We start from the raw sequence: 25,115 nt of genomic DNA on the forward strand, positions 1-25,115 counted from the left end.
TGTTATAAAACGCAACTTAACGCGCTATGATTTCGAAAACTATCTTGCGTTAGTGCGCTATTTCATGCAACTGGATTCTCGTCGGGCTCTCAGCGCCCGTGGAAAGGATTGGGATGCCGGCTCTGCCCCACCATCGCCTGACACGACGCGGCGCACTCAGCCGCCTGCTCGCCAGCGGCGCGGCGGTGACGGTCGGCGCCGGTCCGCTGCGCGCGATGGCCGCAGAACCGCCGCTGGTCGAGGCGGCCGATTCCGTCCTGACCATCGCCTTCGATTCCGGCATGGCATCGCGGCTCACCCGCGCCGGCACCGTCCTGACCGGCTTCGACGCGGCCGACGCGCTGTGGCTGGGCGGCGGCGAGATCATTGACCGCTTCCTGCTGCTCGACCACGACCGGGCGCCGCTGCCGAGTGGCCCGCACGGTCCCGGCACCCGCCACACCCTGCGCGGCGTCGCCAACGACCGGATCGAAAAGACCGTCACGATCGCCTTCCACGATCGCTATCCCGGCGTCGCGCTGATCGACATCCGTTTCCGCAACATCGGCAAGCAGCCGCTGACCGTCGCCGGCTGGCGGGCGGCGGCCCATGACCTGCTCGCCCATCCCGCCGGGGCCTGGTCCTATGCCGGCGCCTCCTATCCCGATCGGCGTGACTGGGTGCAGCCGGTCGCCCCCGGTTTCGATCAACGCAACTTCATGGGCATGAACGGGTCCGACTATGGCGGCGGCACGCCGGTCGCCGCCGTCTGGCGGCCGGACGCCGGGCTGGCCGTGGGCCATGTCGAAACGGCACCGAAATTGATCGCGTTGCCCGTATCGCACCAGCCCGGCGGCACCCGCATCGGCATGGAGGGCGACACCGCGGCGCTGCTCGGCCCCGGCGAGACGCTGGAGCTGCCGCGCCTGTTCCTGATGGCGCATCGCGGCGACCATTTCGCCCCGCTAGACGCCTATCGTCGGATCATGGCCGAGCGCGGCATCGCCGCGCCGCCGATCCCCGATTCGAGCTACGCGCCAATCTGGTGCGGCTGGGGCTACGGCCATGATTTTACCGTCGACCAGATCATCGGCACCCTGCCCAAGGCGAAAGCGCTCGGGCTGGACTGGGTGGTGCTCGACGACGGCTGGCAGACATCGGAAGGCGACTGGAAGGTCGACCGCACGAAATTCCCCCGCGACGGCGCCGACATGAAGGCGTTCGCCGATCGGGTGAAGGCCGCCGGTATGCGCCCGCGCCTGTGGTTCGCCCCGCTCACCGTCGACCCGGGCACCGACCTGATGCGCGACCATCCGGAGATGCTGCTGCTCGACCGGAGCGGCGCGGCGCAGAACGTCACCTGGTGGGACGGCTTCACCCTCTGTCCGGCTCATCCGCCGGTCGTTGCCTATTTCCAAGAGCATATCCGCCGGATTATCGGCGACTGGGGCTTCGAGGGGATCAAGTTCGACGGCCAGCATTTGAACGGCGTCGCCCCCTGCTACAACCCCGCCCACCACCATGCGCGGCCGGAAGAATCGGTCGAGAAGCTGCAGGATTTCTGGAAGGCGCTCTACGACACGGCGATGGCGATCAACCCGCAGGCGGTGATCGAGCTGTGCCCGTGCGGCGACGCCTTCGCCTTCTACAACATTCCGGCGATGAACCACACCCCGGCGTCCGACCCGGAATCGTCCTGGCAGGTCCGGTTGAAGGGCAAGAGCCTGAAGGCGCTGATCGGGCCGTCCGCGCCCTTTGCCGGCGATCATGTCGAATTAAGCGACGGCCACGCCGATTTCGCCTCCAGCTACGGCGTCGGTGCGGTGCCTTCGACCAAATTCACCTGGCCCAAGGATTCCGCCAGCCCGTCCGACAATCCGCCGCTCGGCGGCTATGTGCTGACCCCGCAGAAGGAGGCGGTGTGGCGCCAGTGGATCGCGCTCTACCGGCAAACGATGCCGGCGCGCGGTATCTATCGCGGCGAGCTTTACGACATCGGCTTCGACAAGCCGGAAGGCCACGCGATCGCCACCGCCGATGGCACGATGCACTACGCCTTCTTCGCCAAGGCATGGGACGGGCCGGTGCGGCTACGCGGTCTCGGCCCCGGCCGCTACCGGCTGACCGATCCGTTGTCGGGCCGAGCCCTCGGCACCGCCACCGCCGCCGAAAACAGCCTTCAGGCCAGTTTCACCCATGCGCTGATCGTCGCGGCGACGCCGATGGACACGGGCGCCGCATGACCGCCGCGCCCGCAGGCCGCGCCTGGCTGCTCTATGCGCTGACCACCGTCCTGCTCTGGGGAGTGTGGGGCGCCTTTTCCAGCGTGTCGCCCGAACGCGGTTTTCCCGAAACGCTGGTCTATTGCGTCTGGGCGCTGACAATGATCCCGCCGGCGCTGATCGTCCTCGCCCAAAGCGGCTGGCGGCTGGACCGCAGCCCCCGCGCGATGCTCTATGGCCTCGCGATCGGCCTGCTCGGCGCCGGCGGGCAACTGGTGCTGTTCTACGCGATCACCCGCGGCCCGGCCTGGCTGATCTTCCCGATCATCTCGCTGTCGCCGGTCGTCACCATCGCCCTGTCCTTCTTCCTGCTCGGCGAACGGACCGGGCGGCTCGGCGCCGTCGGCATCGCCCTTGCGCTGTTGGCGCTGCCGTTGTTCGATTTTCTGCCGCAGGCCGGTGGCGGTGACCATGGCGCAAGCTGGTTCCTGCTGGCGCTGATCGTCATGGCCTGCTGGGGCGTACAGGCCTATTTCATGAAGGCGGCCAACCACGTCATGGCCGCCGAAAGCATCTTCTTCTACATGATGCTGACCGGGCTGGCACTCGCCCCGGTCGCCTATGCGATGACCGACTTCTCGCGGCCGATCAACATGGGCGCCGACGGTCCGCTGCTCGCCGCCGGCATCCAGTTGCTGAACGCGATCGGCGCGCTGACTCTGGTCTTTGCCTTCCGCCACGGCAAGGCGATCGTCGTCGCGCCGCTCAGCAACGCCGGCGCCCCCCTCGTCACCGCGGTTATCGCGCTGGCGGTTGCCGGCATCGTGCCCGGGCCGTTGAAAGCGACCGGCCTCGTCCTGGCGCTGGTCGCCTCCGTCCTGCTGGCGATCGAGCCGGACGCCGCCGACACCGAAGCCGAAGCCGACACTCCCCGGCCGGAGACGGCATGATGCATCCGATCCAGCAACTGATCCGCCGCCACAAGGCGGGCGAGCCGGTCGGCGTTACCTCCGTGTGCTCCGCCCATCCGCTGGTGATCGAGGCGGTCTTCGCCCACGCGCTCCGCCATGGCGCACCGTTCGTGCTGATTGAGGCGACGTCGAACCAGGTCAACCAGGACGGTGGCTACACCGGCATGACCCCGGATGCTTTCCGCACCTTCGTCCACGCCATCGCCGACCGCGCCGGCTTCGCTCACGACCGGATCGTGCTCGGCGGCGACCATCTCGGCCCCAATGCATGGACCGCCCTGCCCGCCGCCGACGCGCTGGCGAAAGCGGAGGTGATGGTCGCCGCCTATGTCCGCGCCGGCTTCCGCAAGATCCACCTCGACTGCTCGATGAGCTGCGCCGACGACCCGTCGCCACTGCCGGAACGGACGATCGCGGAGCGTGCCGCCCGCCTGTGTCACGCCGCCGAGGCCGCCTTCGCTGGCACGCCGGGCGACGCGCCGGTCTATGTCATCGGCACCGAGGTGCCGGTGCCCGGCGGCGCGGCGGAGGATCTGGACGATCTGGCGGTAACTGCGCCGGACGCGGCGCTGGCGACGATCGCGATGCACCGCACGCTTTTCGCCGAACAGGGGCTGGCCGACGCCTGGACGCGAGTGATCGCCACCGTCGTCCAGCCCGGCGTCGAGTTCGACCACGACAAGGTGGTCGATTACCGGCCGGAACGCGCCCGCGCGCTGAGTGCCGCGATCGAGCCGGTCGACGGCGTCGTGTTCGAGGCGCATTCGACCGATTACCAGACGGCCGCGGCACTCGCCGCGCTGGTCCGCGACCATTTCGCGATCCTGAAAGTCGGCCCCGGAGTCACCTTCGCGCTGCGCGAGGCGCTGTGGGGGCTGGACGCGATCGAGCGGGAATGGATCGCGCCGGACCAGCAGGCGCGGCTGCGCGTGACGGCAATGGACAGGCTGCGCGCCGAGCCGGCGCACTGGCGCAAATATTACCACGCAACCGGCCACGCCCTCGATATCCAACTGCAATACAGCCTCAGCGACCGTATCCGCTATTATTGGCCCGGTCCGGCGATCGGCGCGGCGCAGGCGCGGCTGTTCGCCAATCTGCGGGCCGCGCCGCCGCCGCCGGGGCTGGTCAGCCAGTATCTGCCCGTCGCTTTCGCCGCCCTCCGCCGCGACCATCGGAGCATCGACCCAGCCGCTCTCACCCTCGCCCATATCGGCGCCGTGCTCGACGCCTATCACGGAGCCTGCCACCCCGATGCCTGATCTGCCCCTCCCCTCTTCCAGTGCCAACGGGGCGGATTGCTGGACGCGGCGCGAAATCGCGCAGCAGCCGCAAACCCTGCGCGAGACGCAACGCCTGCTCACGGCCGGCCGGCTGGCGATCGAGCGCTTCCTGGCGCCGCTGCTCGCCCGGCCGGACCTGCGGGTGGTGATGACCGGGGCCGGCACCTCCGCTTTCATCGGCCAGTGCCTGGCCCCCTGGCTCAGCCGCATCCTCGCCCGCCGGGTCGACGCGGTCGCAACCACCGACATCGTCAGCGCGCCCGATCTGCATTTCGAACGCGACACGCCGACTCTGCTCGTCTCGTTCGGCCGCTCCGGTAGCAGCCCGGAAAGCGTCGCCGCCGTCGCGATCGCCGATGCCCGCGTCGTCGACGTCCATCATCTGATCATCACCTGCAACACGAACGGTGCGCTGGCGACCCGCGCCACAGCCAACACCCACGTCGTCGTGCTGCCGGAGGCGACGCACGATCGCGGCTTCGCCATGACGTCCAGCTTCACCGCAATGATGCTGGCGGCGCTGTCGGTCTTCTCCGGCATCGGCAGGATGGATGCCCGCGTCGCCGCCATCAGCGCTGCGGTCGCGGATACCTTGGCCGTCGCCGACGGCACGATGCACGCGCTCGCCGCGCGCGGCTTCACTCGCACCGTCTATCTCGGCAGCGGGGTGTTCAAGGGGCTGGCCTGCGAAGCGGCGCTGAAGCTGCTGGAGCTGACCGACGGGCGGATGGTGACGGCGTTCGACACGCCGATGGGTTTCCGCCATGGTCCCAAGACCATCGTCAACGCCGAAACGCTGGTGGTGATCTTCGTGTCCAACGATCCGCTGACCGCCCGCTACGACCGCGACCTGATCGCGGAACTGCGCGCCGACCAGGTTGCCGGTGGGGTCGTCACCATCGCCGCGGGCAATGCGGCGGATGACGACACGATCGGGGTGCCCGGTCTCACCGCCGCGAGCGACGTCGACCTGCTGTTCCCCTATATCGTCCCGGCCCAGTTGTTCGCGCTGTACGCGTCGCTGGCGCACGGGGTGACGCCCGACGCGCCCAATGCCGCCGGCACGGTCAACCGCGTCGTCCAGGGGGTCCGCATCCACGACGGCGCCATATGAGCGGCCCGCTCTATTATCTCGGCGTCGACGGCGGCGGTACCAAGACCGAATTTCTGTGCATCGACGCTACCGGCGCGATCGTCGCCCGCCACCGGGGGCCGACCGCCTATCACCTTCAGGTCGGCGTCGACGGCGCGACTGCGGCGATCGGTGCCGGCGTCACCGCCATCTGCCAGACGCTGGCCATCACCCCGGCCGATATCGCTTTCGCCTTCTTCGGACTGCCTGCCTATGGCGAGGACAGCGTGATCGACCCGACGCTGGAACGCGCATGCGGCGTCGCCCTCGGCCATCAGCGCTATCATTGCGGCAACGACATGGTCTGCGGCTGGGCCGGCTCGCTCGATTGCGCCGACGGCCTCAACCTCGTCGCCGGCACCGGCTCGATCGGCTATGGCGAGCGCCAGGGGAAAAGCGCCCGCATCGGCGGCTGGGGAGAGGTATTCAGCGACGAAGGCTCCGCCTACTGGATCGCGGTGCAGGGCCTGAACGCCTTCACCCGGATGAGCGATGGCCGCCTGCCCGGGGGGCCGCTCCACGCCGGTTTCGTCGCTGCGCTCAGCCTGCGCAGCGACCTCGACATCTGCGCGCGGATCATGGGGCCGAACGGCCTGCCGCGCGATGCGATCGCGGCGCTGGCGCCAGTCGTCGCCCAAGCTGCGGCGGACGGCGACCGGGTGGCGATCGCCATTCACCAGCGCGCCGCGGACGAGTTGGCGGCGATGGCCGACGCTTTGCGTAACACGCTCGGTTTCGCGCCTGGCGAGGAGGCGTTGATTTCCTGGTCCGGCGGCGTACTGACCAATGTCGCGGCGGTCAGGGACGCACTGGAAGAGCGACTGGCGGCGCGCGGCGGCTATCGGATGGTGGCGCCGCGCCATTCCCCGGCCTATGGCGCGGCACGCTATGCTGCCCGCCTTGCCGGCCCGGCCCCACCATCCGGTTGACCGCGCGGCCCTTCTCCGGTATCGGCCAGCGCTTTCCGGGCAACCCGAAATTCAGGACGAATGACATGGCGCGTATCTGCGAACTGACCGGCAAGGGCCGGCAGGTGGGGCACAATGTTTCCCACGCCAACAACAAGACCAAGCGGACTTTCCTGCCGAATCTGCAGAATGTGACGCTGATGTCGGACACGCTGTCGCGCAGCGTGCGGCTGCGCGTGTCGACGCACGGCCTGCGTTCGGTCGAGCATGTCGGCGGCCTCGACAACTGGCTGCTCAAGACCAACGACGAAAAGCTCAGCCCCCGCGCCCGGAAGCTGAAGCGCGAAGTGGCGAAGGCGAAGGCCGCCTGACCCGCGCCGCCCGGCCCGGCACCGCCGGGTCGAGCGCGAATTGCATCAGCAAGGTTCGCTGGTACCAGGCGAAATTGTCGTCCGAGGCGATCCACAGCATCGTTCGGCCGCCTTCCTGCGTCACCGCCATCGCCTCGTAATTCTCCGCATTGAGCGGCGGGCCGATTCGCGCCACCTCCGTCGGCACCACCCGGGCGCCCGGCGCGATCGCGTCCGCGTCGATCGCCGTCACCAGCGTCGATATCCCGGCGACCAGCTTCAGCCGTCCGTCCCGCCAGCCGAAACGGGCGCGACGCGGGTTGACGTTGCGGTGGAGGATCAGCAGCCGCCCGTCGGGCAGTTCCGCCATGTCGGTCACCCGGAACCAGCGTGGCGCGGCATAGCGGAAGCGAACCGGCCGCTCTCCCCGGGTCGGGTCGCCGGCGAACAACAGCCCGGCATGGGTGCCGTCCGCCCCCGGCGCCTCCGCGATGACGACGAATCGGCCGGAGCGCAGCCGCACCATCGCCTCCGCGCCGGAATTGGTCGGCCAGTCCGCCATCGCGGGCGGGGCCGCCGTCGCCTCCGCTCGTGCGAAGCCGGGGGCGTAGCGCCAGATCTGGTTGAATCTCTCATAGCCGATCCAGGCGCGGCCGCTGGCCGGGTCCATCGCCAGCGATTCAGTGTCCCTGTCGTCCTTCGACCAGCCGACCCCCGGCCCGTCCCGCAGGTCGACAAAGCGGATGCGCCCGGCCCGCCCCTTCTCGTCCAGGTCGAACTGCATGACCCCGCCGGCATCGCTGAGCAAGGTGAAGCGGCGCCCGGCGACCGCAATGCCGGACACGCTGCCGAACGCCGGGTCGGCGCTGGTCAACTGCCAGCCGGCGACGAAGGTCAGCGCCCCCACCCGTCTGACCGTCGGGTCGCTGGGGGCAAGCGGCACCGCGACCGAGCGGATCGGCGCGCCGGAGGTGATCAGCGGCCGCGCTGGCTCCCCGGCGTAGTCGCCGATGCCGACGAGCAGCAGCAGGATCGAGGGCAGGAAACGGGCCACGCCCGCTTCTAGCGCCGACGGCCCGGCGGGGAAGTGCGTTTACCAAGCTGAACGGCAGCTAACACCCATGTTCAGGACCCACTCAAGCGAATCGGTCCATCAAGGCCCTGTCGACGGGCAGTCGTCGACGCAGACTGGAGGAGTTGGAAGATGATCAAGCAGCTGAGCATGATCGGCGCGGCCATCGCGATGACGGCCGGCGCTGTGATCCCCACCTCCGCGGAGGCTCGTCCCCAGTATCGCGGTTACGACCGGGGTTATGACCGCGGCTACTACAACGGGAATTACTACAACAGCGGCAACCACTACCGCGGTTACCGCTATCAGGACCGCCGCCCGTATCGCGGCTACCGCAACAACTATCGTTGCGACAGCGGCACCGGCGGCACGATCATCGGCGCGATCGCCGGCGGCCTGCTCGGCAACGAGGTGGTCGGGCGGCATGGCGACAAGACCGCGGGCGCGATCATTGGCGCTGGCGTCGGCGCCCTGGCGGGCCGCGCCATCGACCGGGCGGACAGCCCGCGCCGCTGCTGAACCGCCGCATTTCATCCCTCGGGTCGCGTATCGAGGGTAGCTTTCCTCCCAGTTGCGTAGCCGGGGGAAAGGGGGCCGGGGTCTTCGGACCTCGGCCCTTTGTTTGTTGGGAAACGGCAGGAGCCGATAGCGCGCAGGAACCCTTAGCGCGGCTCGGCGTCAAACAGCGCTGCCAACTGCTCAACCATCGTCCCACCCAGTTGCTCGGCATCCATGATCGTCACCGCCCGCGCGTAATAGCGGGTGACGTCGTGGCCAATGCCGATCGCGCACAGCTCCACCGGCGACCGGTTCTCGATCCAGTGGATCACCTGGCGCAGATGCTTTTCCAGATAGGTGCCGGAATTGACCGACAGCGTCGAATCGTCGACCGGCGCGCCGTCGGAGATCACCATCAGGATTCGCCGCTCCTCCGGCCGGGCGATCAGCCGGCTGTGCGCCCATAGCAGCGCCTCACCGTCGATATTTTCCTTCAGCAAACCTTCGCGCATCATAAGGCCCAGCGCCTTGCGCGCCCGCCGCCACGGCTCCTCCGCCTTCTTGTATATGATGTGGCGCAGGTCGTTCAGCCGGCCCGGCTGCGGCGGCCGCCCGGCGGCCAGCCATTCCTCGCGCGATTGCCCGCCCTTCCACGCGCGGGTGGTGAAGCCCAGAATCTCGGTGCGGACGCCGCACCGCTCCAGCGTGCGCGCCAATATGTCGGCGCTGATCGCGGCGATCGAGATCGGCCGGCCGCGCATCGACCCGCTGTTGTCGATCAGCAGCGTCACCACCGTATCGCGGAAATCGGTATCCCGCTCCATCTTGTAGCTTAGCGAATGCGTGGGGTTGACGACGACTCGGGCCAGCCTGGCGGCATCCAGCAGACCTTCCTCCTGGTCGAAATCCCAGCTACGGTTCTGCTGCGCCATCAGCCGCCGTTGCAGCCGGTTGGCCAGCTTGGTCACCGCGCCCTGCAAATGGACCAGCTGCTGGTCGAGATAGGCACGCAGCCGCACCAGCTCATCCTCGTCGCACAGGTCGGTGGCGACGACAATCTCGTCGAAACGCGTGGTGTAGGGCCGGTAGTCGAAATCGGGGGTGAAGTCGGCCGGCGGGCGGTTCGGCCGCACCGGCAACATCCCTTCCTCGCCGTCCCCGCCCAGGTCGCCTTCTTCGCCGCCTTCCTCGCCGGGGTCGTCGCCCTCCGCATCGCTGTCGGCGGTATCGTCGGTGTCGGCGCGGGCGTCGACGTCGCCGGCGGCTGCGTTGGCGGATTCGTCGCCCTCGTCGCCCTCCTCGCCTTCGTCCTGATCCTCGCCGTCGCTTTCGTCATTCTCGTCGGTCGTGTCGTCGGGCGAAATCTCACCGTCGACCAGTTCGAGGTCCTGCAGCAATTGGTTGGCCAGCGTTGCGAATGCGCGCTGATCATCCAGCGCCAGCGCCAGCGAATCGAGTCCCTTGCCCGCCTTTTCCTCGATCCAGTCGCGCACCATCGCCAGGCCGGATGCCGCCGCCGCCGGCACCGGCCGCCCGGTCAGCCGCTCGCGGACCAGCAGGCTGACGGCGGTCGACAACGGCACTTCGTCCCGGCTGCGGGCGCGGGTAATCGGGTCGGCGCGCAGCCGCACCGCCAGCGCCGAATCGAGATTATCCGCCACCCCCGCCATCGCGCGGGTGCCGAGTGCCTCGACCCGCGCCGTTTCCGCCGCATCGAACACCGCGCGCGCCACCGCTTCGGCCGGCAGCGCGCGGGCGTGCAGCGCCGGGTCATGGTGCTTCAGCCGCAGCGCGAAGCCGTCGGCAAAGCCACGCGCCTCCGCCACCTGCTCCGGCGGCAGGCCGCGCGCGGGCATCGGCACCTTGATATGCTTGCCCGCGGCGCTCGGCGCGTCGGCGGTGAAGGCCAGCTCGACCTCCGGCTCGCCGGATACAGCGCGGGCGGCGCCGCCCAGCACCTGGCGGAACTGATCAAGGGGGGTCTGCTCCGCCATCGGCGCGGTCAGCTCGCCTTCTTCACCACGCTTTCGGGCAGATCCTCGCCGAACACGCGCTGGTAATATTCGGCGACCAGCGGCCGCTCCGCCTCGTCGCACTTGTTGAGGAAGGACAGACGGAAGGCGAAGCCGACATCCTTGAAGATCAGCGCGTTCTGCGCCCAGGTGATGACCGTGCGCGGGCTCATCACCGTCGATATGTCACCGGCGATGAAGCCGGCACGGCTCAGCTCGGCGACCTTCACCATGTCCTCGACCAGCTTTTTGCCGTCGGGCGAATCATACTCGCCGGACTTGGCGAGGACGATCTGCGACTCGACCGCCGCCGGCAGATAGTTCAGCGTGACGACGATGTTCCAGCGGTCCATCTGGCCCTGGTTGATCTGCTGGGTGCCATGATACAGGCCGGTGGTGTCGCCCAGCCCGACGGTGTTGGACGTGGCGAACAGGCGGAACCACGGGTTCGGCCGGATTACCCGGTTCTGGTCGAGCAGGGTCAGCTTGCCCTCGGCTTCCAGCACCCGCTGGATGACGAACATCACGTCCGGGCGCCCGGCGTCATATTCGTCGAATACCAGCGCGGTCGGCGTCTGCAGCGCCCAGGGCAGCAGCCCCTCGCGGAATTCCGTCACCTGCTGGCCGTCTTTCAGCACGATCGCGTCGCGCCCGACCAGGTCGATGCGGCTGATATGGGCGTCCAGGTTGATGCGGATGCACGGCCAGTTCAGCCGCGCCGCCACCTGTTCGATATGGGTCGACTTGCCGGTGCCGTGATAGCCCTGGATCATCACCCGCCGGTTGAAGGCGAAGCCGGCAAGCACCGCCAGCGTCGTATCGGGATCAAAGACATAAGCGGGGTCCAGGTCCGGCACCCGCTCGTCCGCCTCGCTGAACGCCGGCACCGTCATGTCGATGTCGATGCCGAACATCTCGCGCACGTCGATGGTCTTGTCCGGGGCGGCAAGCACCGTCTCGGCGCGGCTGTCGGGCTGGGTGTTGGAAATCTCGGTCATGCTCGGTCTTTCTTCCGCCCGCGCCGCGGGCCAGTCGATTGCCCTTTCACCCCAAACGCCACAAAAATGAAGGGGGTTGCGCACGAACGGCGACAATAGTCGCTAAAATCCCGGATCGCGGCGGGCATCCGCGCGTTAGGCGGCGACATAACCTGCAGGAGAGATGCCATGAGTTATATCGACGGCTTCGTCATACCCGTGCCGGAAGACAAACGCGACGCCTATCGCGAGATGGCGGCGATGGCGGCACCAATCTTCATCGAACACGGCGCCACGCGCGTCGTCGAATGCTGGGGCGACGACGTACCGGACGGCAAGGTCACCGATTTCCGGCGCGCGGTGCAGGCGGAAGCGGGGGAGAATGTCGTTTTTTCGTGGATCGTCTGGCCGTCGAAGGCGGCGCGCGACGCCGGCAACGCCAAGGTGATGGCCGACCCGCGCCTGAAGGACGGGCCGCAGGAGATGCCGTTCGACGGCAAGCGCCTGGTGTTCGGCGGCTTCTCGCTCCTGCTTGACACCGGCGCCGACTGAGCGATCACCCGACGGGAGACACGAGTCATGTCCGACAAGATCACCCCCTGCCTGTGGTTCGACGGCAATGCGGAGGAAGCGGCCGAATTCTATGCCGGGCTGCTGCCCGATTCGCATATCGGCCGGATCACCCGTTCCCCGGCGGACAATCCGTCCGGAAAGGCCGGATCGGTGCTGACCGTCGAATTCACCGTCGCCGGGCAGTCGTTCGTCGGCCTGAACGGCGGGCCGCTTTTCAAGTTCAACGAGTCGGTTTCGTTCCAGATCCATTGCGAAGACCAGGCGGAGGCCGACCGGCTGGCCGATGCGCTGTCGGCGGTGCCGGAGGCGGAACAGTGCGGCTGGGTCAAGGACCGCTTCGGCCTGTCCTGGCAGATCGTGCCGCGCCGGATGATCGCGCTGCTCGCCGACCCCGATCCTGGCCGCGCCCGCCGAGCGATGGAGGCAATGATGCAGATGAAACGGATCGACATCGCCGCGGTCGAGCGGGCGGCCGACGGCGGCTGAACGCCGCCGCTCCGTTCACGCGAACGCCGGCGCCGCCTTCAACCGGTCATAGGCGGCGATCACCTCGCGCAGCTTGTGCTCGTGGCTGCGGTCGCCGCCGTTACGGTCCGGGTGATAGAGCCGGACCAGCTCGGTGTAACGGCGGCGCAGCGCCTGCCGGTCGGCGTCGGTTGCAAGGCCGAGCACCTTCATCGCCCGGCGGTCGTCACCGGACAGCGGCCGGCCGTCCTTGCGTCCTGCTGCTGCCGGCTGGCCGAATCGCGCGCCGATCGCATCGAGGGGGTCGGCGAAATCGGCCCAGCGCGGGCCGGGTGAGCCGTTGGCGGCAAAGGCGCGCGTCTCGCGCTCCCACCCGGCATAGGGCCGCTGCTCCGCCTCGATCTCGTCGGGGCTCATTCCGGCGAAATAGTTATATTTCGCATTGAACGCGCGGACATGCTCCAGGCACAGCCAGCGCCATGCGCGCGGCGCATCGCCACCCGCCGCGCCCCCCTCCGGCGGCGCGCGGAACTCGCCGGGTGCCTCGCACCCCGGTACCGCGCAATGGGGGGCGGCGCCCTCCACCCGGCCGTGGAAGCGCGTCGCCGTCCTGTCCCTGCTGTCGCCGCTGCGCGCCAAACCGGCTCCCCGTATTCGAAAAACCTCCTATATATGGCCGATGCCCGATCAATCGAGAGGGCCGGTCGCGACCGAGATCGTCGCCCGGCTGACCACGGCCTTTGCTCCCGTCCGCCTCGTCGTCACCGACGACAGCGCCAGGCATCACGGCCATGCCGGGCACGACCCGCGTGGCGAATCGCATTTCTCGGTAGAACTGGTCAGCACCGCCTTCGCCGGCCTCGGCCGGGTCGAACGGCAGCGCATGGTCAATCGCGCCCTTGCCGACCTGCTCGCCGATCGCGTCCACGCGCTGACCATGACCGTCCGCACCCCGGCGGAAGCGGGATTGTGACCGCGCCGCTGCGCGAACGGCCGGCGGCCCGGATCCTGATGATCGATCCGGCCGGGTCGGTGCTGCTGTTCCGTTTCGTGCCGGAAATCGCGATGGCACCGTTCTGGGCGACGCCGGGCGGCGCGCTCGATCCGGGCGAGGACCACGCCACCGCCGCCCGCCGCGAACTGTTCGAGGAAACCGGCCTCAGCCTCGATCCGGGGCCGGAAGTGGCGCGCCGCCGCGCCCGCTTCACCACCGTCGAAGGCGAACCGGTGGTCGCCGACGAACGCTACTATCTGCTGCACGTGGCTGACCGGGCGATCAGCCGGGCGGCGTTGACGCCGCTGGAGCTTCGGGTGATGACCGGACTTCACTGGTGGACCCGCGCCGAACTGGCCGCCCCCGCCGAGCCGGTCTTCCCGGCCGACATCGTCGCCATGCTCGACGCCGTGGCGCCGGGATGGGACGCACGACAATGGAGTTCCGATCGTGGCTGAAGACATCGTCATCCAGACCATCACGCCTTCCACCCACGACCTGGGCGGGTTCAAGGTCCACCGCACCTTGCCGTCGCGGCCGCGCACGATGGTCGGCCCGTTCGTGTTCTTCGACCAGATGGGTCCGGCCAGCTTCCCGGTCGGCGAGGGCATCGACGTCCGCCCCCATCCGCACATCAACCTTGCGACCGTCACCTATCTGTTCGACGGCGCGATCGACCACCGCGATTCGCTCGGTACCTTCGCGACGATCACGCCGGGCGCGGTCAACCTGATGACCGCCGGCACCGGCATCGTCCATTCCGAGCGCTCGCCGTCCGCCGAGCGCGCCGCCGGGTCGCGGCTTTCGGGCATCCAGACCTGGCTCGCCCTGCCCGACGGCAAGGAAGAGATCGCTCCTGCCTTCGAGCATGTCGCGGCGGAGGAGCTGCCGCTGATCGAGGATGACGGCGTCTCGGCGCGGGTCATCATGGGCACGCTATGGGGGGAAACGGCGGCGACCACCTGCCATGCGGAGACGATCTACGCCGACATTCTGCTCGCCGCCGGCGGCACGATGCCGATCGACGCCGGGGCCGACGAGCGCGCCGTCTACGTCGCACTAGGCGACGCCAGCCTCGACGGCCAGCCGCTGGAGCCGCAGACGATGTACGTGCTGCGCCCCGGCACCCCCGCGACGCTGCGCTCCGAGCAGGGCGGCCGGGTCATGCTGTGCGGCGGCGAGGCGTTCACCACCTCGCGCCACGTCTGGTGGAATTTCGTCTCGTCGGATCGCGACCGCATCAACCAGGCGAAGGACGACTGGAAAGCCGGCCGATTCCCGAAGGTGCCGGGCGACGACAAGGAATTCATCCCGATCCCGGAAGTGCCGAAAACCGTCAGCTATCCCTGACTTGCCGTTTGCGTAAGCCGGTAGCATGATCGGGCAGGCCAGCCGCCGGGGAAGGACCGTCCGCATGATCGACCTCGAACGCAGGCGCATCCCCCTCCCCACCGGCGTGACGCTGGACGTCACCCTCGGCGGGCCGGAGGACGGCGACGCGCTGATCTTCCTGCACGGCTTTCCCGAATCCGCGCGCACCTGGCGCCACCAGCTGACGGAGCTGGCGCGCGACCATTTCGTCGTCGCGCCGGACCAGCGCGGCTTCGCCGGCTCGTCGAAGCCCGAAGGCGTCGACGCCTATCGCACCGCCCAGCCGATCGCCGACCTGCTTGCCCTCGCCGACACGCTCGATGTCGACCGCTTCACCCTCATCGGCCATGACTGGGGCGGTGCGGTCGCATGGGCGGCGGCGCTCGCCCGGCCGGACCGGGTCGCCCGCCTCGTCATCCTCAATGCTCCGCACCCGCTGATCTTCCAGCGCACGCTGATCGACGATCCGGCCCAGCGCGCCGCCAGCCAGTACATCCGCGCCTTCCGCGATCCCGGCATGGAAGCGGCGATCACCGCGATGGGCCTCGGCACCTTCTTCGACGCCAGCTTCCGCAACCATGCCGACCTCAGCCGCATCCCCGCCGACGAACGCGCCGCCTACCTCGCCGAATGGGGCCAACCGGGGGCGTTGACCGGCATGCTCAACTGGTACCGCGCGGCCAGCGTCGTCGTGCCGGCGCCAAACGAAATGGTCGAGCGCCCGGCGTTCATCGACGCGCCGTTCCCGCCGGTGACAGTGCCGACGCTGGTCGTCTGGGGCACCCGCGACGCCGCGCTGCTGCCCTGCCAGCTGGAGGGGCTGGACGGGCTGATCGACGACCTGACGCTGGTCCGCGTCGACGCCGGCCATTTCCTGACCTGGGAAGCGCCGGAGCCGGTCAACCGCGCGATCCGCGCCTTCCTTGCGGCCCGCCCCGCCGCCTGACCCGGCTGCGCGCGCCCGGTTGCCCTCGCCCCACGCTACCCGTAAAGCCGCGCAGCCATGTCCGCGCCACTCATCATCGCCGTGCCGAAGGGCCGCATCCTCGACGAGGCGCTGCCGCTGCTCGCCCAGGTCGGAATAGAGCCGGAGGCCGCTTTCGCCGACCCGGACAGCCGGGCCCTGCGCTTTTCCACCAATCATCCAGCGATCTCGCTGATCCGCGTCCGCGCGTTCGACGTCGCAACCTTCGTCGCCCATGGCGCGGCGCAGATCGGCATCGTCGGCTCGGACGTGCTGCTGGAATTCGACTATTCGGAACTCTACGCCCCGGTCGACCTCGGCATCGGCCGCTGCCGCATTTCGATCGCCGAGCCGGTCGGTCTCGCCGCCGGGGAGCAGCGCGAACGCAGCCACGTCCGCATCGCCACCAAATACCCGCACCTGACCGCCCGCCACTTCGAGGCGCAGGGCATCCAGGCCGAATGTGTCAAGCTGAACGGCGCGATGGAACTCGCCCCCACCCTCGGCCTCGCCAGCCGCATCGTCGACCTCGTCTCGTCCGGCCGGACGCTGAAGGAAAACGGACTGGTCGAAGTGGAAGTGATCGCCCAAGTCTCCGCCCGCCTGATCGTCAACCGCGCCGCGTTCAAGCTGCGCGCGGCCGAGGTGGCCCCGCTGGTCGAAGCTTTCCGCAAGGCAGCGGCATGAACCGCTCCGCGCGCCCCTCGACCACGTACGGGATGGACGCGAACGGCGTTGCCGAACAACGCGGCCCAGCCGCCGTGCGTCCCTCGACTGCGCTCGGGATGGACGGGTTGGCGGGTGCCCCTGTCCCTTCCGACGCCGGGAATAGTCATCCCGTCTTCCAAACCCGCCCATCCCGAGCGCAGTCGAGGGACCCGCAAGCCCTCCGCACACCCGCAAACACCCCAACATCCCCGCCTATCCCGAGCACAGCCAAGGGACGCACCAACCCCCAACCCATCCACCCCCACCCATGACCCAGCGCCTCACCGCCACCGCCCCGGATTTCGCGGCCGCCTTCGCGGCGCTGGTCAACGCCCGGCGCGAGGCGGATGCCGATGTCTCGCGCGATGTCGCCGCGATCATCGCCGCGGTCCGCGAACAGGGCGACGCGGCCGTCGCCGACTATACCCGCCGCTTCGACCGGTTCGATCCGGATGCGGAAGGCTGGACCGTCCCCGCCGTCGCGCGCCGCGCCGCGCTCGACGGGCTGGCGCCGGACCTGCGCCGCGCACTCGACCTCGCCGCCAGCCGTATCGCTGCCTATCACGCCGCCCAGAAGCCGGCGGACAGCGACTCGGTCGATACCGCCGGCGTCCGCCTCGGCGCGCGCTGGCGGCCGGTCGATGCCGCCGGGCTGTATGTGCCGGGCGGGCGCGCCGCCTATCCCAGTTCGCTGCTGATGAACGCCATACCGGCGCGGGTCGCCGGGGTCCCGCGGCTGGCGATGGTCACGCCAGCGCCGGACGGCCTGCTCAATCCGCTGGTCCTCGCCGCGGCGGAGATCGCCGGCATCGACGAGATCTGGCGGATCGGCGGCGCGCAGGCGATCGCCGCTCTCGCCTACGGCACCGCGCGCATCGCCCCGGTCGACGTCATCACCGGCCCCGGCAACGCCTGGGTGGCGGAAGCGAAGCGCCAGTTGTTCGGCGTCGTCGGCATCGACATGGTCGCCGGGCCGAGCGAGATCGTCGTCGTCGCCGATGCGGCCAACGACCCGGACTGGATCGCTGCCGACCTGCTGAGCCAGGCCGAGCACGATCCGACCAGCCAGTCGATCCTCTTCACGGACAACACCGCCTTCGCCGATGCGGTGGCGGCGGCGGTCGAGCGCCGCCTGCCCACCCTCGCCACCGAAGCGACGGCGCGGGCAAGCTGGCAGGCCAACGGCGCGATCATCGTCGTCGAACGGCTGATCGACACGGCGCCACTGGTCGACCGGCTGGCGCCGGAGCATCTGGAACTGGCCGTCGCCGACCCGGCGCCGCTGTTCGACGCCGTCCGCCATGCCGGGTCGATCTTCCTCGGCCGCTACACGCCAGAGGCTGTCGGCGACTATGTCGGCGGACCGAACCATGTGCTGCCGACCGGGCGGCGCGCGCGCTTCTCTTCCGGCCTGTCGGTCACCGATTTCATGAAGCGGACCAGCTTCCTGTCCTGCGATGCCGCCGCGCTCGCCGCGATCGGCCCGGCGGCGGTGGCGCTGGCCGAAGCGGAAGGGTTGCCGGCGCACGCCGCCTCGGTTGCCGCGCGGCTGGGCGGCTGACCCCGCCGCACTCTTACGCGCTCGCACGCTATCTGTTTCCCACCCTGCCCGCGCGAAAGCAGGGCATGCAATTCCATCTGCCGTGAAAAGGCTCTAGGGGACGCGCAGCATGACCAAAGCCATTCGTTCCCAGTCCCGATCGGCGGCGCGCCTCGCTGCCGTCCAGGCCCTTTACCAGCATGAGATGGAGGGGACCGCGCCGCCGCGTCTGCTTCACGAATTCCACCAGCACCGGCTGGGCGCGACGATAGAGGAGGTCGAATATGCCGAGGCGGAGGTCGATTTCTTCGACGATGTGGTGAAGGGCGCGATCGCCCGCCGCGAAGAGATCGACGCGCTGATCGGCACCCATCTTGCCGCCGGCTGGACGCTCGACCGGCTCGACCGGCCGATGCGGCAGATCCTGCGCGCGGGCACCTATGAACTGCTCGCCCGCGCCGACATTCCCGTCGCCGCGGTGATCAGCGAATATGTCGATGTCGCCCACGCCTTTTACGACAAGCGCGAGACCAGCTTCGTCAACGGCCTGCTCGACGCGGTCGCGAAGCAGGCGCGACCGTGACCGCGCGCGGCGGGCGATGAACGAAGCCGCCTTCATCGCCGCGCTGCGCGCCTTCGCCACCGATCCGGCCGCGCGCGGGCTGGCCGACGACGCAGCGGTGCTCGGCGATCTGGTGCTGACCCACGACATGATCGTCGCCGGCGTGCATTTCCTCGCCGACGACCCGCCCGCGGACGTCGCGTGGAAACTGGTCGCGGTCAACCTGTCGGACCTGGCCGCCAAGGGCGCCACGCCGGTCGGCTGCCTGCTCGGCGCCGGGCTGGGCGGAGATCCCGGCTGGGATGCCGCCTTCGTCGAAGGGCTGGGCGCGGCGCTGGCGTATTTCGCCCTGCCGCTGCTCGGCGGCGACACGGTGGCGATGCCGGCTGGGGCCCCGCGCAGCTTCGGGCTGACCGCGCTCGGCCGCGCCGCAGTCGCTCCGTCGCGCGCCGGGGCGCAGGCGGGCGACGCTCTCTACGTTACCGGCACGATCGGCGACGCCGGACTTGGCCTTGCCCTGCTCCGCGCCGGGCGCACCGAACCGGCGCCGCCGATCGCCGCCTATCGCCGCCCAGTTCCCCGCCTTGCCGACGGTCGCACGCTCGCGCCGCAGGTCAGTGCGATGATGGACGTGTCCGACGGGCTGTTGCTCGACGCGGCGCGGATGGCGGCGGCAAGCGGTCTCGCCCTCACCGTCGCCCTCGACGCGGTGCCGCTGTCGGACGCGGCGCGGGCGGAGGAGCTGGCCGTGCTCGACGCCGCCACCGCCGGCGACGACTACCAGTTGCTGTTCGCCCTTGCGCCGGATCGCGCGCCGCCGATCGCGGCCACCCGGATCGGCCGTTTCGCTGCCGGCAGCGGTCTCGCGCTCACCGCCGCCGGCGCATCGGTACCGCTTCCTGCCCGCCTCGGCTACCTGCACCGCTGAGGTACGTCGTCGCCTCGGTTACGCCATTCGCTTGTCAAACCGAAAATGGGCCCTCTATACGGAACGGCGGCATAAAAGACGCGGATGCCGCCCTCGGGCCGACGCGTCGAGAGCAGGGGAAGGGTTTACAGATGACAGTGGTCATGCTCGCCATGATTTGTGGCGTGATCGCGGTGCTTTACGGCATCGTCACCAGCCGGCAGATCCTCGCCGCATCGGCAGGCAACGAAAAGATGCAGCAGATCGCCGGCGCGATCCAGGAAGGCGCCAAGGCGTATCTGGGCCGTCAATACCGTACCATCGCGATCGTCGGCGTCGGCGTCGCGGTCATCGTCGCCGTCTTTCTCGGCCCGATCTCGGCCACGGGCTTCGTGATCGGCGCGCTGCTCTCCGGTGTCGCCGGCTATATCGGCATGAACATCTCGGTGCGCGCCAACGTCCGCACTGCGGAGGCGGCGCGCGGCTCGCTGCAGGGCGGCCTCACCCTCGCCTTCCGCTCCGGCGCGGTCACCGGCATGCTCGTCGCCGGGCTCGGCCTGCTCGCCATCGCCGGTTTCTACTGGTATCTCACTGATATAGCAGGAAATTCTTCAAATGACCGAATCGTCATCGACGCGCTCGTCGCCCTCGCCTTCGGCGCTTCGCTGATCTCGATCTTCGCTCGTCTCGGCGGCGGAATCTTCACCAAGGCCGCCGATGTCGGCGCCGATCTCGTCGGCAAGGTCGAGGCTGGGATTCCAGAGGACGATCCCCGCAACCCGGCAGTTATCGCCGATAACGTCGGCGATAACGTCGGCGATTGCGCCGGCATGGCTGCCGACCTGTTCGAAACCTATGTCGTGACGCTCGGCGTCACCATGGTGTCGGTCGCGCTGCTGGTGCAGACCTCCGCCGCCCAGCTCGCCGCGCTGATGGCGCTGCCGCTGCTCGTCGGCGGCGTCTGCATCATCACCTCGATTATCGGCACCTATTTCGTCCGCCTCGGCGGCAACCAGTCGATCATGGGCGCGCTCTACAAGGGCTTCTGGGCAACCGTGATCCTCGCCATCCCGGCGATCTACTTCGCCACCCAGTACGCACTCGGCGACATGCATCAGGTGATCGGCGGCGCCGAGTTCCTGCAGAGCGCGACCGAAGGCTTCCCCGACGGCCTGGTCGATACGGCCAGCGCCACCGGCATCGCCGGCGGCGTCACCGGCATGGGCCTGTTCTGGTGCATGATGATCGGCCTCGCCGTCACCGGCCTGCTGGTCTGGATCACCGAATATTACACCGGGACCGGCTACCGCCCTGTCCGCTCGATCGCCAAGGCGTCCGAAACCGGCCACGGCACCAATGTGATCCAGGGCCTGGCGATCAGCCTGGAATCGACGGCGTTGCCGACGCTGGTCATCGTCGTCGCGGTTGTCGCCGCCTACCAGGTCGCCGGCGTCATCGGCATCGCCTTCGCTGCCACTTCGATGCTGGCGCTTGCCGGCATGGTCGTCGCTCTGGATGCCTACGGCCCCGTCACCGACAATGCCGGCGGCATCGCCGAAATGGCCGGGCTGGAGGATGAGGTCCGCCACCGCACCGATGCCCTCGACGCGGTCGGCAACACCACCAAGGCGGTGACCAAGGGCTATGCGATCGGCTCGGCCGGCCTGGCCGCACTGGTGCTGTTTGGCGCCTACACCACCGATCTCGGCATCTTCTTCCCGGATCTGGCGGTCGATTTCACCTTGTCCAACCCCTATGTGATCGTCGGCCTGCTGCTCGGCGCGCTGCTGCCCTATCTGTTCGGTGGGATGGGGATGACCGCGGTCGGCCGCGCCGCCGGATCGGTGGTCGAGGAGGTTCGCGCCCAGTTCCGCGACAATCCGGGAATCATGGAAGGGACCAGCCGGCCCAACTACGCCCGCACCGTCGACCTCGTCACAAAGGCGGCGATCCGCGAGATGATCGTGCCGTCGCTGCTGCCGGTGCTGGCGCCGCTGGTCGTGTTCTTCGCGGTCAGCGCCGTCGCCGGTCGGGCGGAAGGCTTCGCGGCGCTCGGCGCGCTGCTGCTTGGCGTCATCGTCTCCGGCCTGTTCGTGGCCGTGTCGATGACCTCGGGCGGCGGTGCGTGGGACAACGCCAAGAAGTATATCGAGGACGGCAACCACGGCGGCAAGGGCAGCGAAGCCCATAAGGCTGCCGTCACCGGCGACACCGTCGGCGATCCGTACAAGGACACCGCCGGGCCCGCCGTCAACCCGATGATCAAGATCACCAACATCGTTGCGCTGCTGCTGCTCGCGGCGCTGGCCCACGCGGCGATCTGATCCCGATCACCCGAACGCTGCCCCGGCATCCGCGCCTTTTCCGGAAGGCCGGATGCCGAGGCTTCTTTTTTTGCGGCCCGCGCCCCTGTTCAGCCCGGCAACCCGGCGATAAGCTGACGTATCAATATGTTGCGCAGGGGAGGCGGGGATGATCAACGACAGCCAAAACGACGCCGGAGCGATAGACCGCCGGACGATGATGAAAGCGGGCGGAGCGGCGGCGGCGCTGCTGGCACCGGGCGTGGCCCAGGCGGCGCGCGGCGGCGCTGATCAGGCGGCGGTGCTGAAAGCGATCGACTCCAATCAGGGCGCCGCAATTCAGCGCCTCGCCGACTGGATCAAGCTGCCGTCGATCGCCGCTGAAAAGCGCAATATCGACGAAGGCGTCGCCCACATGATCGCGCTGGTGCAAGATGCCGGCTTTCAGACCGCGAAGCCGGTCCCGACCGGCGGCGTACCGTCGGTACTGGCAACGCTGGACAGCGGCGCCAAGCACTGGATCGGCGTCTACTTCATGTACGACGTCAAGCAGTTCGACCCGGCAGAGTGGTCGTCGCCGCCGCTGGAGGCGCGGCTGGTCGACCGGCCCGGCCTCGGCAAGGTAATGGTCGGGCGCGGCGCGGTGAACCAGAAGGGGCCGGAGATGAGTTTCCTCGCCGCCGTCCGCGCCTTCAAGGACAGCGGCCGCAAGCTGCCGGTCAATATCGCCCTGATCGCCGAAGGCGAGGAGGAGATCGCCTCTCCCAACTTTCCGAAGGCGATCAGCCATCCCGACGTGCTGCCGACCCTGCAGAAATGCGTGGGCGTGTTCATTCCGTCTGCCAGCCAGGCGATGGATGGCACCAGCACACTGACGCTGGGCGCGAAAGGCGCGGTCGAACTGCAATTGATCTCCAGCGGCGAACGCTGGGGACGCGGGCCGACCAAGGACATCCATTCGAGCAACTTCGCTCGGGTCGATAGTCCAGCCTGGCGGCTCGTCCAGGCGCTCGACACGCTGATGAAGCCCGATGGCCATACCATCGCGGTCGACGGTTGGTACGACAATGTCCTGCCGCTTTCGGCGCGCGAAAAGGCGCTGATCGCGGAAACCGCGAAGCGGACGAGCGAGGAAGAGGTGAAACGCCAGCTCGGCGTCAGCCGCTGGATCAACGACGAGTCCTGGGTTCAGGCGCTGGAACGGCTCGCTTCACAGCCGACGATCAACATCCAGGGCCTGGTCGCCGGTTATACCGGCCCCGGCGGCAAGACCATCCTGCCGCATCGCGCCGTCGCCAAGATGGAGTTCCGCCTGACGCCGGCGATGACCAAGGAAGAGGCGATCGCCAAATTCAACGCCCATCTGAAGAAGCACGGCTTCGACGATCTGGAGGTACAGGTCACTGGCGGCTACGGCCCGACGATCACCAATGAGGACAGCGCACTGGTCCGCTCCGAAAAGGCGGTGATGGAGCGGCTGGGCGTCGCCTACACGATCATCCCGCGCAGCGCCGGATCATGGCCGGGCGTCGTCTTTTCCGGGCCGCCGCTCAACCTGCCTGCCGCGCAATGGGGCATGGGTCACGGCAGCGGCGCGCACGGACCGGACGAATATTTCCTGATCGAGAGCGCCAACCCGAAGGTGATGGGCATGGCGGAAGCGAGCAAGGCCTATGTCGCCCTGCTCTACGAGATCGCGAAACAGGCGGCGATCCGCGCCTGATCGCGGCGGGCGCGCCGTCAGGCCTTGTCCGGCCCGGCGCGCTCCGCCCAGCGCGGGCGCTCCATTTGGAACAGGTCGGTCTGGCGCGCATACCATCCGGCGCCGTGCATCCGCGCGATCAGGTCCATAGCCGGCGTATCGATGTGCAGCCGTTCCCGGTCGAGCAGCAGCGCGTCGTCGATATGGGCGTGGACGACCTCGGCGATCACCGCCGTCTGATGCGGGCCGGTCTCGATCGCGTACAGTACCCGGCATTCGAAACTGGCCGGGGCAGTCGCGATGCGGGGGGGTGCGACCTGCGCCGCAGGCGCCAGCGCCAATCCGGCCAGTTCCGCCTCGCTCATTTCCGGGGGGGCGTCGATGCAGGTCAGGTTCATCGCCGCGCCATGCGCCGCGTCGACCAGGTTGACGACGAACTCACCGGTCGCGCGGATATTGACGGCGGTATCCTTCAACCGGCCCTCGCCATGCGCAAGCAAGCCAAGCGCGATCGTCGGCGGTGCGTCGCCCAGCACGTTGAAGAAGCTGTAAGGCGCGGCATTGACCGGCCCACCCGGCAGGCACGAGGTTACCCAGGCGATCGGCCGCGGCGTCACACATGCGGTCAGGATCTTGTAGCGGCCCTCCCGCGGCAGGGCACGCATGTCGACATCCACTGCCCTAGTCCTGGCGGACGACGGCGGCCTTCGGCGCCTCGTCGACGATCAGCCGGAACACGTCGGGCCGCGCATAATGGCCGACGACGTCGAAATCATATTTGCCGCGCACCACCTCGCCCAGGTCGATGTCGGCATAAAGGATGGCCTCACCGCTGAAATCCGGGCCGGCGAGCAGTTCGCCGTGCGGGCTGACGATCAGGCTGCCGCCACGCATCAATACCGTGTCCGGCGCATCGCCCAGCGCGCATTCATAGTCGGCCGGGAAGGCGCCGCGCGTGATGTGCTGGCAGGCGGAGAGCACATAGCAGCGCCCTTCCAGCGCGATATGTCGCATCGTCGCCGCCCAGCTGTCGCGGTCGTCGGCGGTCGGCGCGCAATAGATGCTGATTCCCTTGTCGTACATCGCCAGGCGCAATGCCGGCATATAGTTTTCCCAGCAGATCACCGCGCCGATCCGGCCCAGACTGGTCTCGAATACCGGCAGGGTCGAACCGTCGCCGAACCCCCAGATCAGCCGCTCGGCAGCGGTCGGCATCAACTTGCGGTGCTTGCCGACCAGCCCCTTGGCACCGTCGATAAACAGGGCGGAGCAATAAAGCGTGCCGCCGTCCCGCTCCAGCGCGCCGATCACCACGAACAGGCCGGTTTCGGCGGCCGCCTCGGCGAGCAACGCCAGTTCTGGTCCGTCCAGGTCGACCGCACCGTCATAGTAGCGGCGGAAGGCATCGCGCCCCTCCGGCTTGCGCAGGCCGACCGGTGTGCCGAACGACGCTCCCTTGGGATAGCCGCCAAGAAACACTTCCGGAAATACCGCCAGCCACGCCCCCGCCTCCGCTGCTTCGCGGATCAGCCGGGCGGCCTTCTCCGCCGAGGCAAGCGGATCGAACGGAATCGACGCGGATTGGACCACCGCCGCCTTGTACTGGGTCATCTGAAGCCTCC

At 68.8% G+C, this 25,115-nt stretch carries 25 protein-coding genes; 19 read left to right on the forward strand and 6 right to left on the reverse strand.

Annotated elements, in window-relative coordinates:
* Positions 1–113 precede the first annotated feature (113 nt).
* From E4A53_RS01020 to rpmB, 6 genes are all read left to right on the forward strand, one after another.
* Entirely contained in the window at positions 114–2,222 is a 2,109-nt protein-coding gene (locus E4A53_RS01020) for a glycoside hydrolase family 36 protein (protein WP_136161244.1), read from the forward strand.
* The gene (locus tag E4A53_RS01025; protein ID WP_136161245.1) at positions 2,219–3,151 is read left to right on the forward strand and encodes a DMT family transporter; all 933 of its coding nucleotides are present in this window, start codon (positions 2,219–2,221) and stop codon (positions 3,149–3,151) included. Before E4A53_RS01020 ends, E4A53_RS01025 begins: the two co-directional genes overlap by 4 nt.
* Entirely contained in the window at positions 3,148–4,434 is a 1,287-nt protein-coding gene (locus tag E4A53_RS01030; RefSeq protein WP_239018072.1) for a D-tagatose-bisphosphate aldolase, class II, non-catalytic subunit, read from the forward strand. The genes E4A53_RS01025 and E4A53_RS01030 overlap by 4 nt, the downstream gene beginning before the upstream one ends.
* The gene (locus E4A53_RS01035) at positions 4,427–5,569 is read left to right on the forward strand and encodes an SIS domain-containing protein (protein ID WP_136161246.1); all 1,143 of its coding nucleotides are present in this window, start codon (positions 4,427–4,429) and stop codon (positions 5,567–5,569) included. The genes E4A53_RS01030 and E4A53_RS01035 overlap by 8 nt, the downstream gene beginning before the upstream one ends.
* On the forward strand, positions 5,566–6,516 hold the full coding sequence (locus E4A53_RS01040; RefSeq protein ID WP_136161247.1) for an N-acetylglucosamine kinase: 951 nt from the start codon (positions 5,566–5,568) through the stop codon (positions 6,514–6,516). The genes E4A53_RS01035 and E4A53_RS01040 overlap by 4 nt, the downstream gene beginning before the upstream one ends.
* Before the next feature lie 65 nt (positions 6,517–6,581).
* On the forward strand, positions 6,582–6,866 hold the full coding sequence (rpmB, locus tag E4A53_RS01045) for a 50S ribosomal protein L28 (protein WP_136161248.1): 285 nt from the start codon (positions 6,582–6,584) through the stop codon (positions 6,864–6,866).
* On the opposite strand, the gene E4A53_RS01050 is transcribed toward rpmB, so the two are convergent.
* On the reverse strand, positions 6,811–7,899 hold the full coding sequence (locus E4A53_RS01050; RefSeq protein ID WP_136161249.1) for an esterase-like activity of phytase family protein: 1,089 nt from the start codon (positions 7,897–7,899) through the stop codon (positions 6,811–6,813). The two genes, rpmB and E4A53_RS01050, sit on opposite strands and share 56 nt — an antisense overlap.
* A 150-nt stretch (positions 7,900–8,049) precedes the next feature.
* On the opposite strand from E4A53_RS01050, the gene E4A53_RS01055 reads away from it, so the two are divergent.
* Positions 8,050–8,436: a glycine zipper 2TM domain-containing protein gene (locus E4A53_RS01055; RefSeq protein ID WP_136161250.1), complete on the forward strand. Its 387-nt coding sequence runs from the start codon at positions 8,050–8,052 to the stop codon at positions 8,434–8,436.
* A 143-nt stretch (positions 8,437–8,579) separates the two neighbouring features.
* Here the strand turns inward: E4A53_RS01055 and cobT are convergent, their stop codons facing one another.
* Both cobT and cobS read right to left on the reverse strand, forming a co-directional pair.
* A complete protein-coding gene (gene cobT, locus E4A53_RS01060; RefSeq protein ID WP_136161251.1) occupies positions 8,580–10,409 on the reverse strand; it encodes a cobaltochelatase subunit CobT in 1,830 nt (609 codons plus the stop codon).
* An 8-nt stretch (positions 10,410–10,417) separates the two neighbouring features.
* Positions 10,418–11,425: a cobaltochelatase subunit CobS gene (gene cobS / locus E4A53_RS01065; RefSeq protein WP_136161252.1), complete on the reverse strand. Its 1,008-nt coding sequence runs from the start codon at positions 11,423–11,425 to the stop codon at positions 10,418–10,420.
* Between the two features lie 168 nt (positions 11,426–11,593).
* Here cobS and E4A53_RS01070 point away from each other — a divergent pair, with 168 nt between their 5' ends.
* Both E4A53_RS01070 and E4A53_RS01075 read left to right on the forward strand, forming a co-directional pair.
* Positions 11,594–11,956, forward strand: a complete 363-nt coding sequence (locus E4A53_RS01070; protein WP_136161253.1) for a DUF1428 domain-containing protein — start codon at positions 11,594–11,596, stop codon at positions 11,954–11,956.
* Between the two features lie 27 nt (positions 11,957–11,983).
* Positions 11,984–12,463 (forward strand): VOC family protein, encoded by a 480-nt coding sequence (locus tag E4A53_RS01075; RefSeq protein WP_136161254.1) that lies wholly within the window; start codon positions 11,984–11,986, stop codon positions 12,461–12,463.
* Positions 12,464–12,478: 15 nt separating this feature from the next.
* On the opposite strand, the gene E4A53_RS01080 is transcribed toward E4A53_RS01075, so the two are convergent.
* Positions 12,479–13,081, reverse strand: a complete 603-nt coding sequence (locus tag E4A53_RS01080) for a J domain-containing protein (RefSeq protein WP_136161255.1) — start codon at positions 13,079–13,081, stop codon at positions 12,479–12,481.
* A 40-nt stretch (positions 13,082–13,121) separates the two neighbouring features.
* Here E4A53_RS01080 and E4A53_RS01085 point away from each other — a divergent pair, with 40 nt between their 5' ends.
* The 10 genes from E4A53_RS01085 (at position 13,122) to E4A53_RS01130 (ending at position 23,514) form a co-directional block, all read left to right on the forward strand.
* A complete protein-coding gene (locus tag E4A53_RS01085) occupies positions 13,122–13,415 on the forward strand; it encodes a BolA family protein (RefSeq protein ID WP_136161256.1) in 294 nt (97 codons plus the stop codon).
* A complete protein-coding gene (locus tag E4A53_RS01090; RefSeq protein ID WP_206366183.1) occupies positions 13,412–13,894 on the forward strand; it encodes an NUDIX hydrolase in 483 nt (160 codons plus the stop codon). The genes E4A53_RS01085 and E4A53_RS01090 overlap by 4 nt, the downstream gene beginning before the upstream one ends.
* Complete coding sequence (locus tag E4A53_RS01095) at positions 13,887–14,786, forward strand: pirin family protein (RefSeq protein WP_136161257.1); 900 nt, start codon at positions 13,887–13,889, stop codon at positions 14,784–14,786. Before E4A53_RS01090 ends, E4A53_RS01095 begins: the two co-directional genes overlap by 8 nt.
* 64 nt (positions 14,787–14,850) lie before the next feature.
* Positions 14,851–15,753 carry an alpha/beta fold hydrolase gene (locus tag E4A53_RS01100; RefSeq protein WP_136161258.1) on the forward strand — a complete coding sequence of 301 codons (903 nt, stop codon included), beginning with the start codon at positions 14,851–14,853 and terminating at the stop codon, positions 15,751–15,753.
* Between the two features lie 57 nt (positions 15,754–15,810).
* Entirely contained in the window at positions 15,811–16,458 is a 648-nt protein-coding gene (hisG, locus tag E4A53_RS01105) for an ATP phosphoribosyltransferase (RefSeq protein ID WP_136161259.1), read from the forward strand.
* Between the two features lie 289 nt (positions 16,459–16,747).
* Positions 16,748–18,040, forward strand: coding sequence for a histidinol dehydrogenase (gene hisD, locus E4A53_RS01110; protein WP_136161260.1), 1,293 nt, complete (start codon positions 16,748–16,750; stop codon positions 18,038–18,040).
* A gap of 109 nt (positions 18,041–18,149) precedes the next feature.
* Positions 18,150–18,602, forward strand: a complete 453-nt coding sequence (gene nusB / locus E4A53_RS01115) for a transcription antitermination factor NusB (RefSeq protein ID WP_136161261.1) — start codon at positions 18,150–18,152, stop codon at positions 18,600–18,602.
* 16 nt (positions 18,603–18,618) lie between these two features.
* On the forward strand, positions 18,619–19,509 hold the full coding sequence (thiL, locus tag E4A53_RS01120) for a thiamine-phosphate kinase (protein WP_136161262.1): 891 nt from the start codon (positions 18,619–18,621) through the stop codon (positions 19,507–19,509).
* A 131-nt stretch (positions 19,510–19,640) separates the two neighbouring features.
* Complete coding sequence (locus E4A53_RS01125) at positions 19,641–21,812, forward strand: sodium-translocating pyrophosphatase (RefSeq protein WP_136161263.1); 2,172 nt, start codon at positions 19,641–19,643, stop codon at positions 21,810–21,812.
* 196 nt (positions 21,813–22,008) lie between these two features.
* Positions 22,009–23,514, forward strand: coding sequence for a M20/M25/M40 family metallo-hydrolase (locus tag E4A53_RS01130; protein ID WP_136161264.1), 1,506 nt, complete (start codon positions 22,009–22,011; stop codon positions 23,512–23,514).
* A 17-nt stretch (positions 23,515–23,531) separates the two neighbouring features.
* Here E4A53_RS01130 and E4A53_RS01135 read toward each other — a convergent pair whose 3' ends face one another.
* Together E4A53_RS01135 and E4A53_RS01140 are read right to left on the reverse strand one after the other, a co-directional pair.
* Positions 23,532–24,158, reverse strand: a complete 627-nt coding sequence (locus tag E4A53_RS01135; protein WP_239018073.1) for a flavin reductase family protein — start codon at positions 24,156–24,158, stop codon at positions 23,532–23,534.
* A gap of 16 nt (positions 24,159–24,174) precedes the next feature.
* On the reverse strand, positions 24,175–25,104 hold the full coding sequence (locus E4A53_RS01140) for a carbon-nitrogen hydrolase family protein (protein WP_136161266.1): 930 nt from the start codon (positions 25,102–25,104) through the stop codon (positions 24,175–24,177).
* Positions 25,105–25,115 lie beyond the last annotated feature (11 nt).

Source organism: Sphingomonas flavalba (genome assembly GCF_004796535.1).
Taxonomy (GTDB): Bacteria; Pseudomonadota; Alphaproteobacteria; order Sphingomonadales; family Sphingomonadaceae; genus Sphingomonas_L; species Sphingomonas_L flavalba.

Excerpts from the sequence above, each read along its gene's own strand:
- E4A53_RS01130 (WP_136161264.1), top strand. The coding sequence starts at position 22,009 with ATGATGAAAGCGGGCGGAGCGGCGGCGGCGCTGCTGGCACCGGGCGTG.
- E4A53_RS01035 (WP_136161246.1), top strand. The coding sequence starts at position 4,427 with ATGCCTGATCTGCCCCTCCCCTCTTCCAGTGCCAACGGGGCGGATTGC.
- hisD (WP_136161260.1), top strand. The coding sequence starts at position 16,748 with ATGACCCAGCGCCTCACCGCCACCGCCCCGGATTTCGCGGCCGCCTTC.
- cobS (WP_136161252.1), bottom strand. The coding sequence starts at position 11,425 with ATGACCGAGATTTCCAACACCCAGCCCGACAGCCGCGCCGAGACGGTG.
- E4A53_RS01140 (WP_136161266.1), bottom strand. The coding sequence starts at position 25,104 with ATGACCCAGTACAAGGCGGCGGTGGTCCAATCCGCGTCGATTCCGTTC.
- E4A53_RS01055 (WP_136161250.1), top strand. The coding sequence starts at position 8,050 with ATGATCAAGCAGCTGAGCATGATCGGCGCGGCCATCGCGATGACGGCC.
- E4A53_RS01125 (WP_136161263.1), top strand. The coding sequence starts at position 19,641 with ATGACAGTGGTCATGCTCGCCATGATTTGTGGCGTGATCGCGGTGCTT.
- E4A53_RS01100 (WP_136161258.1), top strand. The coding sequence starts at position 14,851 with ATGATCGACCTCGAACGCAGGCGCATCCCCCTCCCCACCGGCGTGACG.
- E4A53_RS01025 (WP_136161245.1), top strand. The coding sequence starts at position 2,219 with ATGACCGCCGCGCCCGCAGGCCGCGCCTGGCTGCTCTATGCGCTGACC.
- E4A53_RS01030 (WP_239018072.1), top strand. The coding sequence starts at position 3,148 with ATGATGCATCCGATCCAGCAACTGATCCGCCGCCACAAGGCGGGCGAG.
- rpmB (WP_136161248.1), top strand. The coding sequence starts at position 6,582 with ATGGCGCGTATCTGCGAACTGACCGGCAAGGGCCGGCAGGTGGGGCAC.
- E4A53_RS01075 (WP_136161254.1), top strand. The coding sequence starts at position 11,984 with ATGTCCGACAAGATCACCCCCTGCCTGTGGTTCGACGGCAATGCGGAG.
- hisG (WP_136161259.1), top strand. The coding sequence starts at position 15,811 with ATGTCCGCGCCACTCATCATCGCCGTGCCGAAGGGCCGCATCCTCGAC.
- E4A53_RS01040 (WP_136161247.1), top strand. The coding sequence starts at position 5,566 with ATGAGCGGCCCGCTCTATTATCTCGGCGTCGACGGCGGCGGTACCAAG.
- E4A53_RS01070 (WP_136161253.1), top strand. The coding sequence starts at position 11,594 with ATGAGTTATATCGACGGCTTCGTCATACCCGTGCCGGAAGACAAACGC.
- thiL (WP_136161262.1), top strand. The coding sequence starts at position 18,619 with ATGAACGAAGCCGCCTTCATCGCCGCGCTGCGCGCCTTCGCCACCGAT.
- nusB (WP_136161261.1), top strand. The coding sequence starts at position 18,150 with ATGACCAAAGCCATTCGTTCCCAGTCCCGATCGGCGGCGCGCCTCGCT.
- E4A53_RS01085 (WP_136161256.1), top strand. The coding sequence starts at position 13,122 with ATGCCCGATCAATCGAGAGGGCCGGTCGCGACCGAGATCGTCGCCCGG.
- E4A53_RS01135 (WP_239018073.1), bottom strand. The coding sequence starts at position 24,158 with ATGCGTGCCCTGCCGCGGGAGGGCCGCTACAAGATCCTGACCGCATGT.
- cobT (WP_136161251.1), bottom strand. The coding sequence starts at position 10,409 with ATGGCGGAGCAGACCCCCCTTGATCAGTTCCGCCAGGTGCTGGGCGGC.
- E4A53_RS01020 (WP_136161244.1), top strand. The coding sequence starts at position 114 with ATGCCGGCTCTGCCCCACCATCGCCTGACACGACGCGGCGCACTCAGC.